We start from the raw sequence: 18,063 nt of genomic DNA on the forward strand, positions 1-18,063 counted from the left end.
CCGGTTGGGTGTGCTCGACCTGCTGCAGCTGCGGGTAACGGCCTCCACGACCACCGCGGCGCGGTCGAGTTCGGCAAGCTGGAACGCGAGCGAGCCGTCGACGAGCCCGCCCACGAGGTCGTCGACCGACTTGCGTTCGACGGCGGCACACGGGGCCTCGTCGACGTCGAGGACCGCGTAGTCGCCCGCCCGCAGGGTCGCGTCGCGCACGCTCGCCTTCTGGGTCGCGAACCGGTAGCCGTAGCGCTCCCGACGGTCGCGGGCGATCACCAACTCGTCGATCCCCTGCGCGCGACGGCTCGGTACGCGCTGCCCCGGTCGTGCCGCGCGAGCCGCCTTCGCCGTCTGCCAGAAGACCGCCGGACGACCGTCCTTGAGCCGGGTGAACACGAACTGGCTGCGGCTCTCCCGTCCGCGCTCCAGGATGAGGTCGACCGCGACGCCGCGACGGCGGATCGAGCGGACCGGCTGCGTGTCGACCGTCTCCACCTCCTCGGGCCACTCGTCGACCTCCAAGCAGAACACGCGGCCCGTCCGCGGCCACACGTCCTTCGCCTTGAGGGTCACGCCCCCCTCGAGCGGCAGCCACAACAGGTACGGCAGCTTGCTGCCCGGCTCGGGGTTGTGCGCGACGACGAACCGGTCCTCGTCCATGGTCGACAGTGTCGAGGAAAGCGATCCCGATGTCCGGCATCCGGACGATGCCCGGCGCCGGGGCTGCTTCGTCGGGGGCCGATGCCCGGCACGGGGGGCTGCGCCGTCGGGCGGCGCGGCCGGTCGGTGTCGCGACGCGATAACCTCGCCGCGATGAGCCACTACGTCCTGAGTCACCTGCGCGCGCTCGAGGCCGAGGCGGTGCACATCATGCGCGAGGTGGCCGCCCAGCGCGAGCGGCCCGTGCTGCTGTTCAGCGGCGGCAAGGACTCGCTGGTGCTCCTGCGGCTGGCGGAGAAGGCGTTCCGCCCCGGGGGGTTCCCGTTCCCCGTCATGCACGTGGACACCGGGCACAACTTCCCCGAGACCATCGCGTTCCGCGACCACGTGATGGACGCGTTGGGGGAGCGGCTGGTGGTCGCCCACGTGCAGGACTCGCTCGACGCGGGCCGGGTGGTCGAGGAGACGGGCCCGCGCGCGAGCCGCAACCGGCTGCAGACGGTGACGCTGCTCGACGCGATCGCCGAACACGGCTTCGACGCCGCGTTCGGGGGTGCGCGCCGCGACGAGGAGCGCAGCCGCGCGAAGGAGCGGGTGGTCAGCCACCGCGACGAGTTCGGCCAGTGGGACCCGCGCCAGCAGCGGCCGGAACTGTGGAGCCTCTACAACGCGCGGGTCGGCCGCGGCGAGCACGTGCGGGTGTTCCCCCTGTCGAACTGGACCGAGCTCGACGTGTGGCAGTACCTGGCGGCCGAGGCGATGCCGGTGCCCAGCCTGTACTTCGCCCACGAGCGCGAGGTGTTCCGACGCGACGGGATGCTGTACGCCGTCGGCGAGCACATGCGGCCCTCCCTCGAGGGCGAGGAGCCGTTCCGTGCGAAGGTGCGGTTCCGCACGATCGGGGACATGAGCTGCACGGGGGCGATCGAGTCGAGTGCGCAGACCATCGCCGACGTGATCGCCGAGACCGCGGCCACGCGGGTGACCGAGCGCGGGGCGACCCGCGCCGACGACCGGGTGAGCGAGGCCGCGATGGAGGACCGCAAGCGGGAGGGCTACTTCTAGATGGGCGATCCCGTGACCGCGCTGCCCGACGACGTCTCGCGCACGGGCATGGACCTGCTGCGGTTCACGACCGCCGGCAGCGTCGACGACGGCAAGTCGACGCTGATCGGGCGACTGCTGTACGACTCGAAGCAGGTGTTCGCCGACCAGCTCGAGCAGGTGGAGGCCGCGAGCGCGGCGCTCGGCGACGACGGCGTGAACCTCGCGCTGCTCACCGACGGGCTGCGCGCCGAACGCGAGCAGGGCATCACCATCGACGTCGCGTACCGCTACTTCGCGACGCCGCGGCGGAAGTTCATCATCGCCGACACGCCCGGCCACGAGCAGTACACGCGCAACATGGTGACCGGCGCGTCGACGTCGAACCTCGCGGTCGTGCTCGTCGACGCCCAGCAGGGGATGACGCAGCAGTCGCGGCGGCACGCGTCGATCGCGAGCCTGCTCGGCATCCCCCACGTCGTGGTCGCGGTGAACAAGATGGACCTCGTCGGCTACCGCGAGGACGCCTTCGAGCGGATCGTCCACGACTTCACCGCGTTCGCCGCGAAGCTCGAGACCACCGACGTCACCTTCATCCCCATCTCGGCCCTGCACGGCGACAACGTCGTCACTCGCAGCGACGCGATGCCCTGGTACCAGGGGCCGTCCCTGCTCTACCACCTCGAGACCGTGCACATCGCCAGCGATCGCAACCTGGTCGACACGCGCTTCCCCGTGCAGCGGGTCACACGGCGTCGCAACCCCGAGTACCGCGGCTATGCGGGGACGATGGCCGCGGGGATCCTGCGTCCGGGGGAGGACGTGGTCGTGCTGCCGAGCGGCTTCGAGAGCACGGTCGAGGCGATCGACACCCTGGAGGGCGAGGTGGACGAGGCGTTCCCACCAATGGCGGTGACGGTGCGGCTCGCCGACGATCTCGACGTCGGCCGGGGCGACATGCTCGCCCGCCCCCGCAACCGACCCGAGGTGACCCAGGAGCTCGACGCGATGGTGTGCTGGATGAGCGACCGTCCGCTCGCGGCCCGCGGCATGTACGCGTTGAAGCACACGACCCGGGATGCGCGGGCCATGATCACCGACGTCGTCTACCGCCTCGACGTCGACACGCTGCACCGCGACCCGGAGGCCGACCGGCTCGCCGCCAACGATCTCGGCCGGGTCCGGCTGCGCACCACCACGCCGCTGTGCGTCGACCCCTACGACCGCAACCGCTCCACGGGCAGCTTCGTGCTCGTCGACGAACAGACCGACTCGACCGTCGGCGCGGGTATGATCCTCGACCGTGGCTGATCGAGCAGGGGGCACCGGCGGTACCGAGCGGCGGCTCGAGCGCCGCCCGGACGAGCGGCTGATCGGCGGCGTCGCCGCGGGGCTTGCGCGCGCCTTCGGGCTGGAGCCGATCGTCGCACGGCTCGTGTTCCTCGCGACGCTCCTGCTCGGCGGCGGGGGCTTGCTCGCCTACGTCATCCTGTGGGTCGTGCTGCCCACGCCCGACAAGCGCGCGGCCTCCCCCGGTGACGTGGCGAGAGCCAACGTCGAGGAGGTCGTGGGGGAGGGCCGGCGCGTGTTCGAGGGTGTCCGGGATGCGCTGCGCAGCCCTCGAGATGGCGAGTGACCCGGGCGCGTGACGCCGATCGGACGACCGGACCGCACGGCGCGTCGTCGACAAGGAAGCCGGATGTGGCCGTTCACGGGCGAGCCGACGCTGGCCTCGGTGGCCCTGTTCTTCGTGGTCGTGATGGCGGCCTCCTTCGTGGTGCGCGGCGTGCTCGACAACGTGGGACGCCTGCGGCACGCCGTGCGGGCGGGCGCGCCGGTGCGTCTCTGGATCGCTGGTCTCGTCGTGCAGCTGGTGCTGCCGGTCGCGGGCACGGTCCTCTACCTCGGCATGCGCCCGCCCGACGACGAGCCGTCGGCCCGGCGGAGGCGCTGACGCCGTCGGGTCACCTGGCGGCCGTGGCACGCGCGTAGGTGAGACGACGCCACACCCCCTCGAGCGGGCCGTGGGCGTGGCGGCGCAACCACCAGCGCGACCCCGCGACCTGGACGGCCAGGACCGCGAACACCAGCGGATAGACCTGCCAGACCGGGACCTGGCCGAACCCGCCGCTCCAGTACACGACGTTGGCGACCAGGACACTCTGCAGGACGTAAGCCGTGAGCGCCGCGCGTCCCAGCGGGCACAGCACGCGGGCCAGTCGCCCGTCGGGTCGGCGCCGCAGCCAGCACAGCAGCCCCACCGCGTAGGTCCCGCCGAGAAGCACTCCCCCCGCGTCGCGAGCGATCATGCCGGCGAACGTGTCGGAGCCCGCCCCGACGGCGTACATCGATGCGGCGAGCCCCACGACCAGCGCCGCGGCGATCCCGACTGCCCCGGCCCACGGCGGAACGGACGGCCACGGGCGCGCCGGGACCCCCCAACGCGCGAGCGCGAGTCCCAGCAGCATGAGCCCGAGCAGGTGCGGACCATCGGCCGCGTGGCCGAAGGCGGTGATCGCGAACTCGTCGATCCGTTGGGCGGTCATGGCCCCGAACGAGCCGCTCGTGAACGAGGCATCCGCCTCGGCGGCGAGCTGCCGTGCGGCCTCGGTCCTCCCGGCGCCTGTCCCGCCGTCGGTGAACGCCCATCGCACCGCGGGTGCGACCACGAGGGCGACCACCCCCACGCCCGCGACGAGTCGCGGCGAGCGGCCGACGAACCCCACCACCACGATGCCGAGCACCCCGTAGGCGGCCAGGATGTCGCCGCTCCACAGCAGCACGGCGTGGGCGAGGCCGATGCCGAACAGAACGAGCAGGCGGCGGGCCAGCACCTCGCCCGGATCGATCCCGCGGGCGCGCAGCCGTGTGGCGACGAGACTGAGCCCGACCCCGAAGAGCACCGCGAACAGCGGGAGGAACTTGTGCTCCGCCACCACGCGGACCACCGCCACCAGGGCCCGGTCGGCCTCGCCCCCCGGCAGGGGTTCGCCCGCCAGAAGGAGCCGATTCACGGGGGCGGTCATGTAGACGACGTTGACCAGCAGCATGCCCGCGACCGCGAGCCCGCGGAGCGCGTCGAGGCTCGACACCCGTTCGGTGATATCCAGGGGCGTCGGGGCGTCAGGTGGGCGCGCGGCCACGGGGCTCGCCCGGCGCCTAGCCCTTGACCACGCCGAGGGGGCGCAGCCTGGCGACCCGCCGCGAGAGCCCCACCTGTTCGCAGACCCGCACGACCTCGTCCACGTCCTTGTACGCGTCGGGGGCCTCCTCGGCCAGGCCGGCGGCGCTCTTGGCCCTGACCTCGAGACCCTGTCCGGTCAGCTGATCGCGCAGCGTGTTGCCGTGGATGCGCTTGCGGGCCTGCGCGCGGCTGCGCTGACGCCCCGCGCCGTGGCAGGTCGAGGCGAACGCACGGCCGGTGTCGCCCGCGAGCACCCACGAACTCGTCCCCATCGAGCCGGGCACGATCACCGGTTGCCCGTGCGGGCGCAGGTCGTCCGGCAACTGCGGGCTGTCGGCCGGCAGGGCGAGGGTCGCGCCCTTGCGGTGCACGCACAGCTCGCGGTCGCGCCCGTCCACCGTGTGCCGCTCACGGGCCGCCATGTTGTGGTTGACGTCGTACACGAGCCGGACGTCGCGGGTCCCCAGCACGTCCTCGAACGCGTCGCGGATCGCCTCGCCGATCAACTGGCGGTTCGCGCGCGCGAAGTTCGCCGCGGCGGCCATCCCGGCGAGGTAGTCGCGGCCCTCCGGACTGTCGACCGGGGCGCACGCGAGCTGGGGGTCGGGGACCGTGATACCCGCGCGATCCATGGCCGGCTGCAGCTGCTTGATCGCGTCGCTGCAGACCTGGTGGCCGAGGCCGCGGGAGCCGCAGTGCACCGTGGCCACCACCTGGTCCTCCCCCAGGCCGAACGCCGCGGCCCGCTCGGGGTCGATCACCTCGTCGACGACCTGCACCTCGAGGAAGTGGTTGCCGCCGCCGAGGCTGCCGAGCTGCGACTGGCCTCGTTCGAGCGCGCGCTTGCCGACGACGTCGGCTCGCGCTCCCTCCAGGCGCCCGCCGTCCTCGATGCGGGCCAGATCGGCCTCGGTGCCGTGGCCCTCGGCCACCGTCAGCTCCGCGCCCTCGACGAGCAGGCGCTTCAGGTCGCGCCGCTGCAGCTTCCACAGACCGCCCGGTCCCGTGCCGTGGGGCACCAGGGCGGCCAGGGCGTCGAGCAGCCGTCCGAGCTGGTCCCCGTGCAGCTCGCCCAGAGCCACCGGTGCGGCCATCAGGCGGACGCCGCACGAGATGTCGAACCCCACCCCGCCCGGCGAAACGACCCCGCCCTCGGTGATGTCGGTCGCGGCGACCCCCCCGATGGGGAAGCCGTAACCGACGTGCGCGTCCGGCATCGCGTACGACGCCTCGACGATCCCCGGCAACGTCGCCACCGCGCGGACTTGGTCGAAGACGTCGCCGGGCTCGTCGCCGAGCAGCTCGCGGCTGGCGAACACGATGCCGGATACGTGCATGCCCTCGGAGGCGGGCAGCTCGACGATGGGCTCGGTGGCGGCTGGCTGGGGCATCGCGGCCTCCTCCTCATCGTGCACTCGGCACCGGCTGCCTGCCGGCTCGGTGGCGTGACTTCGGCGGGTCGCGTCGGCCGGTGCGGCGGTCGACTGTTCGCGTCGGCCGGTGCGGCGGGCGACTTCGGCGCCCGCGTCGGCGTGTGCGGCGGTTGACTGTTCGCGTCGGCGGTGCGGCGGCCGCGTCGGCGTTCATACCGGCAGGAGGCGTACCCGCCCGCGCATGCGGTGAGGCTTGCTCCCGATGGTCGACGATAGCGGCATGGCGAGGGTGACCGGGCGGGACGGCGCCAGTGCCTGGACCGAGCCCTACGGCTCGGACCTTCGACTGCACGTGCGCGGACCTGACCTCGCCTCCTGCGCCGACGCGGTCGTCCGCGCAGTCGCGGAGCACGTTGCGGATCGGCAAGCGGCCGGGGCAGCGGAGCGTCGGCCGTTCCGACTCGTGGGGGCGGACCCGCCGGCTCTGCTCGTCGAGCTCGTCGACGAGGTCATCGCGCGGCTCGACGTCGACGGCGAGCTCGCTTGCGCCGTCGAGGCAGCGGACGGGTCGGCGGGAGCCGGTGCCCGAGACGTCGAGCTGGCGGGCACGTTCGTCGTGGTACCGCTCCACGGCCTGTCGTTGCGGGGCGCCCCGCCCAAGGCCGCGACCTGGCATGGCACGGCGCTGGAGCCTGATCGGCATGGATGGCGCGGGCAGGTGCTGCTCGACCTGTAGCGACGGTCGGGACGGCGGTGTGGACGGTTCAGCACTCATGTGGGTGTTCAGTGTCCGCGGTGCGCACTGCTCGTCGACCGTTGTGGCCGGTGTGGACGGATCCGCCGGATGGAGGCGCCAGTTGTGTCCACACTCGGGCGAAAGAGGCGTGCGTTCGATGCACGATTGCCACGCTGTGGTCGTTTGCGCGACCAGCGGGAACCGGTCGTGTCCGCACCGTGGGATCGAGTGTGCGTGGGACGGGCGACTTGCTCTGTGGCCGGGCTCGGCGCCCGCCGGGGTCGCCAGCCGCCGGGTCGCCAGCCGCGGGGTCGCCAGCCGCCGGGGTTGCCACCCGCCGGGTCGCCACCCGCGGGGTCGCCACCCGCGGGGTTGCCACCGGCCGGGCTCGCCAGCCGCCGGGTCCCCACCCGCGGAGCCGGGAGCGTCAGCGCCTACACTGCCCGGCCAATGCTGAGCCCGATACAGGGGACCCGATGACGCGTGCGCTCGACCTCGGCTACGAGCCCGACGATCTCGCTCGCCACCCCGCCTACGACGACCCCGACGACTATCGCCAGCCGTTCGCCCGCGACTACGACCGGCTGGTGCACACCACCGCGTTCCGCAAGCTGCAGGGCAAGACCCAGGTCGTCGCCCCGGGGGAGGCCGAGTTCCTGCGCACTCGCCTCACCCACACGATCGAGGTGGCCCAACTGGCCCGCCGGCTCGCCGAACGACTCGGCGCCCATCCCGACTGCTGCGAGGCGGCGGCGATCCTGCACGACTTCGGACATCCCCCCTTCGGGCACATCGGCGAGGAAGCGCTCAGCGAGGCGGTCGACGAGACCGCGCGGGCGTGGGGACTCGAGCCGGACCACGTCGGCGGCTACGAGGGCAACGCCCAGAACTTTCGCCTCGTCACCCGGGTGCTGTCCGGCAGCGGTGCGTTCCCCGGGATCAACCTCACGCGCGGCACGCTGGACGCGAGCATCAAGTATCCGTGGTACCGCGACGAGTTCGAGCGCGCGAAGTGGTGCTTCTACCCGACGGAGGCGGCCGAGGCCGACCGCGTGCGTTCGCCGGTGCCGCCGGAGCGACGGTACGCGAAGAGCTTCGAGGCCCAGGTCATGGACTGGGCCGACGACGTCGCCTACGCCGTCCACGACATCGAGGACTGGTACGTCGCCGGACTCGTCCCGCTCGAGATGCTCACCCAGTCGGCGGTGGCGCGCGAACGCTTCGCCGAGCAGCTGACCCAGCGGTTGGCCCGCCGCGGCAAGCTCGCGGACGGGAAACCGGACGAGGCGGCGTCCCCCTCCGCCCCGGTCGAGGAGGGAGCCGGCGAGGACCCGGAGGGCCGGCCGACCGCGGACGAGCTCGACCGCACCGTCCACGGTCTGTTCGGGGAGGGCGGCGGGCCGTTCGCGGCGTTCGCGACGCTCGCGGGGGAGTTCGACGGCTCGGCGGCGGGCCAGCACGCGCTGCGGGTCATGCGCAAACGGCTGTTCGAGCTGTTCACCCGCGGCGTCGCGCCCGCCGATCCCACCGCCCCGCCGCGGCGCCACCGGAACGACCTGCAGATCCCCCGTGAGCTGCGCCTGCGCAACGATGTGCTGCGCGAGATGACGTGGATCTACGTGATCGATCATCCACGCACCGCCACCTACCAGCGGGGTCAGCGGCGCATCGTGGCCGAGCTGTTCCGGATCTACGCCGAGGCGGCCTGCGGTCCGCGGCGCGAGTTGGGGATGTTCCCGCGCGACCTCCAACGGTCGGTGCGGGAGGCGCTCGATCGTGGCGACACGCAGGGCGACGTCGAGGTGCTGCGCACGATCGCCGACCACGTCGGTGCAATGACCGACGCCCAGGCAGCGCGGCTGCACCGCCGGCTCACGGGTCAGGTCGATGCGGCGTTCTTCGACTTCGAGTGACTACAGACGCCGACCGATCACGGCCAGCGAGGTCCCCAGGATCAGCGTGACCACCGCGCCACCGGCGAACGCCGCGGGTTCGCCGACTCCGGTGACCACCGCGCCGCTGGCGACCGGTCCGACCGTCTGGCCCAGGCGGGCGATGCTCACGAACAGCGCGACGATCGTGCCGCGTTGCGCGGCCTCCCCCAGGGAGGTCGCCAGGTCCTGCAACAGGGGGAGCAGGATCCCCTCCCCGAGGCCGAACACGCTGATCGCGCCGATCACGCCGACCCAGGTCGGCATCAGCGGCACGCTCCCCAGGCCGATGGTGAGCAACGCGCTGCCGGCGACGAACAGGGCCCGGGGGGCGAACCGGGCTCGCAGCCGTCCCAGTGACAGCGACGTCGCCATGTTCGCGATCGCCGGGATTCCCAGGACGACGCCGCGGAGCGTCTCCCCGACCCCGAACGCACTCTCGAGGTAGAGCGGCAGCACGGTGACGAGTAGCCCGAAGATCACGGCGAACAGCACGCCCCCGCTGGCGAGGATGGTGACCAGTGGCCCCGCGGTGAGCAACGGCTTGACGCCGCGCAGCTGCCGGCCGAGGTTCGCGTCGGTCTGCGGCTGGTCAGCGGGCAGGCGCAGCCGGATGGCGGCGGCGGTCAGCAGGCCCACCGGGTAGAGCAGGAACGGCGCCTGCCACGAGAACACCTCGGCCAGTGTCCCGCCGATCAGCGGGAAGATCGAGAGGCAGACGGTGAGCACCGCGGCGTTGCGGCCGATCATCCGCGACCGGGAGGGTCCCTCCCAGTGGTCGCCGATCAGCACGATGGCGAGGTTCATGAGTCCCGCCGAGCCGATGCCCTGCAGCAGCCGCAGACCCACCAGGGTCGGGAAATCCGGTGCGAGCGCGCCCAGACCCCCGGTCACCCCGAAGATCACCAGGCACGGCACGAGGACCCGCCGGCGGCCTCGACGGTCCGCGAGCACGCCGATGATCGGGGCGAGCGCGATGCCCGGGAGCGTCCCCGCGCCGATCAGCAGCCCCGCGGCGGAGCGCGGTGCGTCGAGCGCGGCGGTGATCTCCGGGAGCGACGGCGCGATCAGCGTGTTCGTCGAGACCGCGGTGGCGGTCACGGCGAAGATCCACACCACCGATGGGCGCGCGCTCGAGGCGGGCATGAGCTCCTCTGCGAATCCGACGGGCGCGACCGTGCCCGCCGGCACCTCGCGCGAGGCACCGGATCCTAGTCGTGTGTGCCTCGCGGGCGACTACGCTGCGGTGCCCGAGCGGCCGAGGACGACATCGCGGCGAGAGGACCGATGGGCATGACCGACGAGGAGACCGAGCAGCGCGTGCGCGACCGTTTGGAGCAGCTGGGCGTGGACCACGAGCTCCTGTGGATCGATCCGACGCATGCGGCTACGGCCGACTTCTGCCGCGAGTACGGGGAGGACCCCGACGCGGCCGGCAACTGCATCGCCGTGATCGGCAAGGCCGCGGAGCCGGTCTACGGCGCGTGCGTCGTGCGTGCGACGCGACGCCTCGACGTCAACCGCCGCGTGAAACGGCTGCTCGGGACGCGCAAGGCCTCGTTCGCTGCGGCCGACGACACGCGTGCGCGCACGGGGATGGCCCCCGACGGGGTGACCCCGTTTGGTCTCCCGGAGGGCTGGCCGGTCTACCTGGACGCGGGGCTGTTGGAGCACGCGCGGATCGTGGTCGGCGGCGGCAGCCGTCGACTGAAGGTCGTCGTGGGCCCCGACGGTCTGCGGGCCCTGCCGGGCGCCGAGGTCATCGACGACCTCGTGCTCCCGCTTGCCGGGTGAGTGGGTGGGCCCTGCCCGGGTGAGTGGGTGGGCCCTGCCCGGGTGAGTGGGTGGGCCCTGCCCGGGCGGGAGCGTCCGCCCGGGGGGTCGACGTCGGGCGTCGAGGGTTGCTGGCTGGCTACCGCTCGTACGTTCCGACCAGCCGGTTCATCTCGATCATGTGCGGCTGGATCTTGTCGAGGAGCTCGAGGCGCGTGATGCCCTCGCGCACATCCAGCTCCGCGTCGAGCGCGTAGAGGAAGAAGTAGTAGAAGTGCGTCCCGTGACCGTCCGGGGGGAACGGCCCGCCGTACTCGTTCTTGCCGAAGTCGGTCGCGCCCTGCACGTACCGGCCGCCGCCGCCCTCGGGGATGCCGCCCGCGTCCGGCGGGATGCCGGCGACCACCCAGTGCGTGAAGCCGTGCGGTAGCGGGGCGTCGGGGTCGTGGCAGATCACGGCGAGCTGGCGCGTGCCCGAGGGAACGCCGTGGAACTGGAGCTCGGGGGAGACGTCCTCGCCTTCACCGGTGTGGCGGGTCGGGATGCGCTCGCCGAACTTGAAGGCCGGGCTCGTGATCGCGAGGTCGGCGATGTTCAGACCCAAGGCCACTCCTTTCGTTCCGGGGGCTGCGTTCCACAAGGGCCTACCCGACGACGGCCTGCTTGCAACTCCCTCCCCCGGCAAGCGTGGGCCACGGGCGTCGACGGAGGGAACGGGCCGTGCCCGTCCGCGGACGTGTCCACAGGCGTGGGTCGGTGATCCGCCCGCCACCGGGTTGTGCGCGGGCACGTTCTCGTGCGCACACGGCACGCGGCGAGGGGAGCGGGCATGCAGTGGGAGCACGTGGAGGAGTTGCTGTTGGGGGAGGCCGACGCTGACCTGCAGGAGGCGGGGGAGGTCGGGCCGGCGGTGGCTGCTTTCACCGGCGAGGAGCCGTTGTTACTGGCCTTCCTGCGACCGTTCGAGCGGGGCGCGCACCTCGACGCGGTGGTCGAGGTGGCCGCACTGGCGGTACCGCTCGGGGCGAACCGCATCGCCCTGTCGATCGGGGCGCGGGCATGGTCGCTCGACGACCCGATGCCCCCGGTCGTGCCCGGCGTCGGGGACCTGCGCCAGCGGGCGGTGACGGTGTACCGGGTGGACGCGTCCCGTGACGAGACCCATCAGCGCAGCGTGCTCTGGCCCGTCGAGGTGGGCCCGGGTTCGGTGTCGTGGGGAGAGCCGTTCGTCGAGGAGGGCCCGCCGGGACAGAGCGTCGTGGGCGACCTGCCCAACGCGCTCGTCGCTCTCGCGGAGGGCTCGGTGTCAGCATCGCCCGAGGACGTACGAGCACAAGCGGCGCGCTGCGCCACGCTCGGCCATGATCTCTACCTCGCCCCGGAGGGGGAGCGGCGACTCGGCCTGGTCGTCGACGACGAGGCGGCCGACCCCGGCGCGACTCTGAACTGAGCGCTCCCGCCGACCTGCTCGGTGGAACGCTGCCTGGGCGGGCGCGGGTGCACAGGTGCACAAGTCCCCGCCCGCGTGGCGGAGGTGGAACCGATCCAAGTCGTCGGGCGAGGCGGGCACCCTACACTCGACGGGCGGAGCCCGGACGTGATGGCAGAGGACGGTTGAGGTGTCGCGAGCAGAGCGGCGGGAACGGCGACGCAACGATCAGCCCACGATCGTCGATGTGGCCGAGCGGGCCGGTGTCTCGAAGTCACTCGTGTCTCTGGTGCTGCGGGACTCGCCGCACGTCAGCGAGCACCGACGCACCGCGGTGCTCGAGGCCATCGACGCGCTCGGGTACCGACCCAACGCCGTCGCGCGCAGCCTCGTCACGCGGCGCACGCGGGTGTTCGGCGTGCTCGTTTCCGACCTGCACAACCCCTTCTTCGCCGACGTGGTCGAGGGGATCCAGGAAGCGGCGCAGGAGCATGGTTACCAAGCGCTGCTCGGCTCCGGTAATCGCCGCTCGCTGCAGGAGGAGCAGGTCATCGAGGCCATGCTCGAGCTCCGCACCGAGGCGCTGCTGCTGGTGACCCCCACCGTCGGGCCCGCCATCCTGCGGGTCGCCCGCGACACCGTTCCGGTCGTCGTCGTCGGCCGGCAGGACATCAAGGTCAGCCGCATCGACACCGTGACCAGCGACGAGGTGGCAGGCACCCACGCGGCCGTGGCCCACCTCGTCGAGCACGGGCATCGCCGGATCGGCTACATCGCCGGACGGGTGCAATCGGACGACCCCCGCGGGAAGGGATATCGGCGGGCCATGAGCGCCTTCGGCCTCGACGACCACGTGCTCATCGCGGCGGGCGCCTACACGACCGAGGAGGGGGGCTACTCGGGCGCGGAGGAGCTGCTGAGCAACGATCCGCGACCCACGGCGATCCTCGCGGTCAACGACCCCGCGGCGATCGGTGCTCTGGCGGCCATCGAGGACCGCGGGCTGCGCGTGCCCGAGGACATCTCCCTCGTCGGCTACGACAACAGCCAGCTCGCCAGCCTTCGCCCCCTCGGCCTGACGAGCGTGCATCAGCCGCGCTTCGAGATGGGCCAGCGTGCCTTCGCCGCGCTCCTGGGGCGGATCGACGGGGGGTCCCAGCGGGCCAAGCACGAGGTGCTGCCTCCCACCCTGGTCGAGCGTTCCACCGTTGCGGCCCCGCCGCCGGAGGCGGGGTAGAGGGCGACACCCGTGCCGAGCAGGGCCGGAAGGGCCGGCGACACGCCCTCGGGGCAGACGCCTGGCCACGGTCTCGTGTCGCGGTTCCCGTGACGGCGCCGCGAACGGCGCATGAATCTTTGGAGCGTTCCATTGACCCTCTCTGACGGCGTTGTTACGTTCCAACCGCACGCAAGATTGCGGCAACTGCCCGGGATCGGGCTGTCGCACCGGCTTGGGGGACGTCCATGCTGGAACCACGCCGCTACCCGCTCGTTCTCCTCGCCCTCATGGTGTCGTTGGGGCTGCTCGCTGCTGCCTGCGCCGAGGACGGGGACCCCGTTGACGACGTTGCCGACGACGAGCCGGAGGACACGCCGGCTGACGAGGAGGAGCCCGACGAGGACCCTCCCGAGGACGAGGACGAGGACGAGGAGGACGACGACCCGGACGAGGCCGCGGCGGCCGAGGACGCCGCGCAGCTGACGATCATCGAGAACGCCGTCCGGGGAGGGCAGAACTCCGAGACCGCCGAGTGGCTCATCGAGGACGCGATCCCCGCGTTCGAGGAGCAGATGGCCGAGGAGGGGCGCCCGGTGCAGGTCGAGCTCGAGGAGACGGGCGTCGACGACGAGGACTACAAGACCCAACTCGCGCTGGACCTTTCGGTCGGTGAGGGCGCGGACATCATGGGCTTCGACCAGTTCTGGGTCAGCGAGTTCTACGCTGCGGAGTACCTCGAGCCCCTGGACGAGGTCGTCGGCCCCGAGGTCGACGAGTGGGAGGGCTGGGACCAGATCCCCGAGGCCGTCGCGGGCAGCCTCGAAGTCGACGACCAGCGATTCGGGGTCCCCGCCGGGACCGACGGGCGCGTGCTCTTCTACCGGCGCGACCTGTTCGACGAGGCCGGTCTGGACCCCGACTGGGAGCCGGAGAGCTGGGAGGACATCCTGGATGCGGCCCGCGAGCTCCAGGGTGACGATCCGGACATGCGCCCGCTGCAGATCAACGCCGGCACCCCGATGGGGGAGGCCACGACCATGCAGGGCTTCCTGCCGGTCCTGCTGGGCACGGGCGCGGAGCTCTACGACGGCGGCTGGCTCGGCGAAAGCGAGGAGCTGCGCGAGGCCCTCGGCTTCTACGAGACCATTTACCGCGAGGAGGAGCTCGGCGACGCCGACCTGCAGCTGGGCACCGATGCCCGCGAGGCGTCCTTCGAGGCCTTCTCCGAGGGCGAGATCGCGATACTGGGCGAGAGCGACTGGTTCTGGCGCGACGTGGTCGAGCCGGACGACGGTCAGTTCCCGATCGAGGACCGCGAGGAGATCGTCGGCTACACGAAGTTCCCCGCCCAGGAGCCCGGCGCTGGCATCCGTGGCCAGGACCACGTGAGCGTCTCGGGCGGAACGGGTCGGGTGCTGAATCCCCACACCGAGCATCCCGAGGAGGCGTGGGAGTTCCTGGCCTACCTCGGCTCGGAGGAGGCGCAGCTCGCGTTCGTCGAGCGCCAGCCGCGGATCACCGCCCGCGAGGACGTCAACGCACAGGCCGTCGAGGACGATCCCATGCTCACCTTCGTGGCGGAGGAGATCCTCGACATCACCGCGTACCGTCCCGGCTTCGAGGAGTACCCGCAGGTGTCGGAGACCCTGCAGCTGGCGACGGAGAACGTCGTCTCGGGGCGTGAGTCCGTGGACGAGGCGGTCGAGCGCTACGAGATCCAGCTCGAGGGGATCGTGGACCCCGACGACATCCGATGAGGCGACGTGACTGGCGAGCAGCGGGAGGAGCAGCAGCCGGGCGGGGAGACGGCGACCCCGTCCGACGGTGCCGCGGAGTCCCCCGAGGCGCCTGACGAGACCGTCGGCGGGGCGACGGTGCTGGGGCGGATCACCGCCTCCAGCTTCGTTGCCCCCGCCGCGGGCCTCATGGGGGTCTTCCTGATCTTCCCGGCCCTGTGGACGCTGTACCTCGGGCTGACCGACGTCCGGCTCACGGGGGTGGCCGCGGCCGACCCGCAGTTCGTCGGGATCGAGAACTACCTCACCGCGTTGTCGGACTCGCTGTTCTACAACGCCCTGATCGTCACCCTGCTGTTCGTCCTGGGCTCGGCCGTCATCGGCCAGACCGTCCTCGGCTTCCTCCTCGCCTGGGCCCTGCGGGGCTGGCAGAGCCCGGTCCGCCGCGGACTCGAGGTCCTGGTGATCCTCGCCTGGATCATGCCCGACTCGGTGGTGGCCTTCCTGTGGATCGCCTACCTGGACGGCGACAGCGGCACCCTGAACCAACTGCTGCCGTTCGTCGGCGAGACCGAGTGGCTCCTGGAGCACGCCCTGCCCGCCATCATCGTGTTCAACGTGTGGCGCGGTACGGCCTTCGCCATGCTGTTGTTCGGCGCCGCGCTGAACGCGGTCCCGCCGTCGCACCTCGAGACGGCGAGGCTGGCCGGCGCCTCGGCGGTCCAGCAGCTGCGCGACGTCGTGCTGCCGACCATCCGCGGCCACATCCTCACCGCCCTGCTGCTCGTCAGCCTCTGGACGTTCAACCTCTTCACGCCGTACCTGCTGACCCAGGGCGGGCCGAACTTCGAGACCGAGGTGCTGCCGATCTACGTCTTCCGCGAGGCGTTCAGCCACGGACGCCTCGGGTACGGGGCCGCCATCTCCGCGATCATGATCCTGATCAACCTGGTCATCGCGCTCTTCTACATCCACGTCCTGCGGGAGCGCACCTCATGACCACGGCCACACCCGCGCGCCCGCCCGCCCGGCACCTGGTCCGGATGGTCCTGGCCCGCATCGGCTTCTACCTGTTCGTCGTCCTCGTGGGGCTGTTCTTCGCCCTGCCGGTGCTCTGGCTGGTGGTGGCGCCGTTCGACGAGACCCCCGGGCTGTCGGTGGCCGTCCCGGAACTCACCCTGCAGAACTTCCGCGAGGTGATGGAGAACCCCTTCGCGCTCCGCTCGTTGCTCAACTCGTTGATCCTCGCGATCGTGACGACGCTGCTGGTCGTGGCCTCCGCGTCGCTGTCGGCGTACGCGCTCAGCCGGGTTCGGCTGCCCGGGCGGGACGTGCTGCTGTACGTCCTGCTGCTGTTCTCCGCAGTCGTGACCGGGACCGCGGCGATGGTCCCGCTCTTCCGGCTGGTGTTCGAGATCGGGCTCATGGACACCCACACCGCGGTCATCCTGGTGATGGCCGGCGGTCTCCTGCCCGCAGGGGTGTTCATCCTGAAGGACTTCATGGACACCGTCCCCCGCAGCTACGAGGAGTCCGCGCTCGTCGCCGGTGCCTCGAGCCTGCAGATCCTGCGCGACATCGTGGCCCCCGTCGTCCGGCCCGGGCTGGCGGTGATCGGCGTCTGGGCGCTGGTGCAGGTGTGGGGGAACTTCCTGGTGCCGTTCATCCTGCTGCGCAGCTCCGATCTCAACCCGGCCGCGGTGGTGATGTACAACTTCTACACCGAGGGCGGCATCGCGGACCTCAGCCTGCTCTCCGCGTTCTCCCTGATCTACACCATCCCGGTCGTGGCCCTCTACCTGTTCGTCCAGCGGCGATACGGGTTCCGCTTCTACGGAGGGATCAAGAGCTGACATGGCCGACATCGAGCTCGAGAACGTCACCAAGCGGTTCCCCGGGGGCGTGGTCGCCGTCGACGACCTCGATCTGCACATCGCCGACGGCGAGTTCTTCTCCCTGCTGGGACCCTCGGGGTGCGGGAAGACCACGCTGCTGCGGATGACCGCCGGCCTCGAGCGGGCGTCCGGCGGCAGGATCTCGATCGGCGGGCAGGACGTCACCCGGCTCCCACCCGGCGAACGTGACGTCGCGATGGTGTTCCAGGACTACGCGCTCTACCCCCACATGCAGGTGGTGGACAACATCGCCTACCCCCTCAAGGTGCGCAAGCTCGACAAGCGGGAGCGCCGCCAACGCGCCGCGGAGGCCGCCAGCAGCCTGCAGCTCGGGGAGTACCTGGAGCGCCGGCCCTCGGAGCTCTCCGGAGGACAGCAGCAGCGCGCGGCCGTGGCCCGCGCGATCGCCTACGAGCCGAGCGTCTTCCTGTTCGACGAGCCGCTCTCGAACCTCGATGCCCGGCTGCGGCTGGAGGCCCGGACGTTCCTGAAGCGCCTGCAGGCAGATCTGGGCGTGAGCACGATCTACGTCACCCACGACCAGTCGGAGGCGCTCGCGCTCAGCGACCGGATGGCGGTCATGAAGGACGGCCAGGTCCGCCAGCTCGGCGCGCCCAAGGAGGTCTTCGACCGGCCCGTCGAACTCTTCGTCGCGAGCTTCATCGGCTCGGTGCCGATGAACCTCATGGAGGGGCGGATCAGCGAGGACGGTGACCACGTCGAGCTGCGGGGCCAACGGGTACCGGTGCCGCCGGCCTTCGCCGGGTCGGTGGGCCCGAACGACGGGGTCGTGCTCGGCGTTCGTCCGGAGTACGGGAGCCTCGCCGCGCCGGAGACACCCCAGGCGATCACCGGGCGGATCGCCGTCTCGGAGTTCCTCGGCACCCAGCATCTGGTGACCGTCGAGGCCGACGGGCTGTCGGTGCAGGTCGTCACCAAGGAGGCGGTCGCGCTGGATGATCGTGTGAGTGTCGTATTCGCGCCGGAGCAGTCGCTGCTGTACGACCCGGACAGCGAGCAGTTGCTCGCATCCCGACCGGTCGACGGGTCCGCCGAGCGCGTGGACAGCGCCCACCGCGAGGGCTGACC

At 71.8% G+C, this 18,063-nt stretch carries 17 protein-coding genes and 1 pseudogene; 13 read left to right on the top strand and 5 right to left on the bottom strand.

The features are described from left to right. Positions 1-30 precede the first annotated feature (30 nt). Positions 31-654: pseudogene (locus ER308_RS23290) on the bottom strand (ERCC4 domain-containing protein); the annotation flags it as partial. Between the two features lie 126 nt (positions 655-780). Between ER308_RS23290 and cysD the strand changes: the two are divergent. The 4 genes from cysD to ER308_RS15945 all read left to right on the top strand — a co-directional run bounded on the left by cysD (position 781) and on the right by ER308_RS15945 (position 3,652). Further along, positions 781-1,719: a sulfate adenylyltransferase subunit CysD gene (gene cysD / locus ER308_RS15930; RefSeq protein WP_420826168.1), complete on the top strand. Its 939-nt coding sequence runs from the start codon at positions 781-783 to the stop codon at positions 1,717-1,719. Further along, complete coding sequence (locus ER308_RS15935; RefSeq protein ID WP_240731828.1) at positions 1,720-3,009, top strand: sulfate adenylyltransferase subunit 1; 1,290 nt, start codon at positions 1,720-1,722, stop codon at positions 3,007-3,009. Next, on the top strand, positions 3,002-3,334 hold the full coding sequence (locus ER308_RS15940) for a PspC domain-containing protein (RefSeq protein WP_131155911.1): 333 nt from the start codon (positions 3,002-3,004) through the stop codon (positions 3,332-3,334). Before ER308_RS15935 ends, ER308_RS15940 begins: the two co-directional genes overlap by 8 nt. A 63-nt stretch (positions 3,335-3,397) precedes the next feature. After that, complete coding sequence (locus ER308_RS15945) at positions 3,398-3,652, top strand: hypothetical protein (protein ID WP_131155912.1); 255 nt, start codon at positions 3,398-3,400, stop codon at positions 3,650-3,652. A gap of 10 nt (positions 3,653-3,662) precedes the next feature. On the opposite strand, the gene ER308_RS15950 is transcribed toward ER308_RS15945, so the two are convergent. Continuing rightward, on the bottom strand, positions 3,663-4,790 hold the full coding sequence (locus ER308_RS15950) for a DUF418 domain-containing protein (RefSeq protein ID WP_131155913.1): 1,128 nt from the start codon (positions 4,788-4,790) through the stop codon (positions 3,663-3,665). A gap of 67 nt (positions 4,791-4,857) precedes the next feature. Then, complete coding sequence (locus ER308_RS15955) at positions 4,858-6,273, bottom strand: RtcB family protein (protein WP_131155914.1); 1,416 nt, start codon at positions 6,271-6,273, stop codon at positions 4,858-4,860. Between the two features lie 262 nt (positions 6,274-6,535). Here ER308_RS15955 and ER308_RS15960 point away from each other — a divergent pair, with 262 nt between their 5' ends. Together ER308_RS15960 and ER308_RS15970 are read left to right on the top strand one after the other, a co-directional pair. Further along, positions 6,536-6,991: an archease gene (locus tag ER308_RS15960; RefSeq protein ID WP_165492161.1), complete on the top strand. Its 456-nt coding sequence runs from the start codon at positions 6,536-6,538 to the stop codon at positions 6,989-6,991. Between the two features lie 476 nt (positions 6,992-7,467). Continuing rightward, a complete protein-coding gene (locus ER308_RS15970; protein ID WP_131155917.1) occupies positions 7,468-8,904 on the top strand; it encodes a deoxyguanosinetriphosphate triphosphohydrolase family protein in 1,437 nt (478 codons plus the stop codon). Here ER308_RS15970 and ER308_RS15975 read toward each other — a convergent pair whose 3' ends face one another. Beyond that, positions 8,905-10,068 carry an MFS transporter gene (locus ER308_RS15975; protein WP_131155918.1) on the bottom strand — a complete coding sequence of 388 codons (1,164 nt, stop codon included), beginning with the start codon at positions 10,066-10,068 and terminating at the stop codon, positions 8,905-8,907. A 147-nt stretch (positions 10,069-10,215) separates the two neighbouring features. On the opposite strand from ER308_RS15975, the gene ER308_RS15980 reads away from it, so the two are divergent. Then, a complete protein-coding gene (locus ER308_RS15980; RefSeq protein WP_131155919.1) occupies positions 10,216-10,716 on the top strand; it encodes a YbaK/EbsC family protein in 501 nt (166 codons plus the stop codon). Between the two features lie 118 nt (positions 10,717-10,834). Here ER308_RS15980 and ER308_RS15985 read toward each other — a convergent pair whose 3' ends face one another. Beyond that, positions 10,835-11,299 carry a YbhB/YbcL family Raf kinase inhibitor-like protein gene (locus ER308_RS15985; protein WP_131155920.1) on the bottom strand — a complete coding sequence of 155 codons (465 nt, stop codon included), beginning with the start codon at positions 11,297-11,299 and terminating at the stop codon, positions 10,835-10,837. Positions 11,300-11,524: 225 nt separating this feature from the next. On the opposite strand from ER308_RS15985, the gene ER308_RS15990 reads away from it, so the two are divergent. The 6 genes from ER308_RS15990 to ER308_RS16015 all read left to right on the top strand — a co-directional run bounded on the left by ER308_RS15990 (position 11,525) and on the right by ER308_RS16015 (position 18,061). Continuing rightward, entirely contained in the window at positions 11,525-12,145 is a 621-nt protein-coding gene (locus ER308_RS15990) for a hypothetical protein (protein ID WP_131155921.1), read from the top strand. A 169-nt stretch (positions 12,146-12,314) separates the two neighbouring features. After that, complete coding sequence (locus tag ER308_RS15995) at positions 12,315-13,361, top strand: LacI family DNA-binding transcriptional regulator (protein ID WP_205745660.1); 1,047 nt, start codon at positions 12,315-12,317, stop codon at positions 13,359-13,361. Between the two features lie 227 nt (positions 13,362-13,588). After that, positions 13,589-15,100 (top strand): extracellular solute-binding protein, encoded by a 1,512-nt coding sequence (locus ER308_RS16000; RefSeq protein ID WP_131155922.1) that lies wholly within the window; start codon positions 13,589-13,591, stop codon positions 15,098-15,100. A gap of 6 nt (positions 15,101-15,106) precedes the next feature. Further along, complete coding sequence (locus ER308_RS16005) at positions 15,107-16,078, top strand: carbohydrate ABC transporter permease (protein WP_205745661.1); 972 nt, start codon at positions 15,107-15,109, stop codon at positions 16,076-16,078. Next, the gene (locus ER308_RS16010) at positions 16,075-16,932 is read left to right on the top strand and encodes a carbohydrate ABC transporter permease (protein WP_205745662.1); all 858 of its coding nucleotides are present in this window, start codon (positions 16,075-16,077) and stop codon (positions 16,930-16,932) included. Before ER308_RS16005 ends, ER308_RS16010 begins: the two co-directional genes overlap by 4 nt. A 1-nt stretch (position 16,933) precedes the next feature. Beyond that, positions 16,934-18,061 carry an ABC transporter ATP-binding protein gene (locus ER308_RS16015; protein ID WP_131155923.1) on the top strand — a complete coding sequence of 376 codons (1,128 nt, stop codon included), beginning with the start codon at positions 16,934-16,936 and terminating at the stop codon, positions 18,059-18,061. The last annotated feature ends 2 nt before the right edge of the window (positions 18,062-18,063 follow it).

The organism is Egibacter rhizosphaerae (assembly GCF_004322855.1).
GTDB lineage: Bacteria > Actinomycetota > Nitriliruptoria > Euzebyales > Egibacteraceae > Egibacter > Egibacter rhizosphaerae.